Origin of the sequence: Leucobacter sp. M11 (genome assembly GCF_035726885.1) — a bacterium.
Classification (GTDB): Bacteria; Actinomycetota; Actinomycetes; order Actinomycetales; family Microbacteriaceae; genus JAPFRB01.
Window position 1 is genome coordinate 785,047 of record NZ_JAPFRB010000001.1, and the last position, 692, is coordinate 785,738.

A 692-nucleotide genomic window follows, 5' to 3' on the forward strand; every position below is an offset into this window, starting at 1 on the left:
TGGTGTACAACGACCGGGGGTACGGGGCCGAGGTGCATCACTTCGGGCCGGGCGACCCCGGGGTGGACCTTCGCCAGGTGGTGTTTCCCGACACCGACATCGCGGCCATCGCGCGCGGCTTCGGCGCGGAGGCGCTCACGGTGCGCGAGCTCTCCGACCTCGCCGGGGTCCGCGCGTGGCTGGCCGCGGGGCCGCGCACGCCCCTCGTGCTTGACGCGAAGATCGCCTCGGACGGCGGCGCCTGGTGGCTCGCGGAGGCCTTCGCGGGGCACTGAGCCGAGCGCTGGTAGCGTTGAGGTGCCCGCCTGTGTGGCGCGACCCCCGGAGAAACAGATGACTCAGCACCAGAACGCCGCCCCGAAGCCGAACGCCCTGATGCGATTCCTGTCCTGGTTCACCCCCGTGCGCCGGATCGTCATCGTGTTCGGGTTCCTGGTGATTCTGACGGGCACCGCCTTTTTCGTTGAGGTGCAGCGGGACGGCTGGTCGGCCCCCGGCACCCCGTGGATGTTCTGCGCCGCCGTCGGGGTCCTCGTCGCCATGCGCGTGCTCGTGGTCCTGGATCGTCGGGACGCGGAGATGCGCACGCGCGTCATCGGCGGCCTGATCGGCTTCGGCGGCACGGTCGCCGTCCTCGCCCTCGCGGACCTCATCATCCGCTGAACCGCCCGCTCGCGCGAGCACCGGCGTTC

At 71.7% G+C, this 692-nt stretch carries 1 protein-coding gene and 1 pseudogene; both read left to right on the forward strand.

The window, feature by feature from the left end:
- A pseudogene (locus OOT08_RS04050) lies at positions 1-275 on the forward strand (thiamine pyrophosphate-binding protein); the annotation flags it as partial.
- Between the two features lie 58 nt (positions 276-333).
- Positions 334-663: a hypothetical protein gene (locus OOT08_RS04055; protein WP_325091246.1), complete on the forward strand. Its 330-nt coding sequence runs from the start codon at positions 334-336 to the stop codon at positions 661-663.
- Positions 664-692 lie beyond the last annotated feature (29 nt).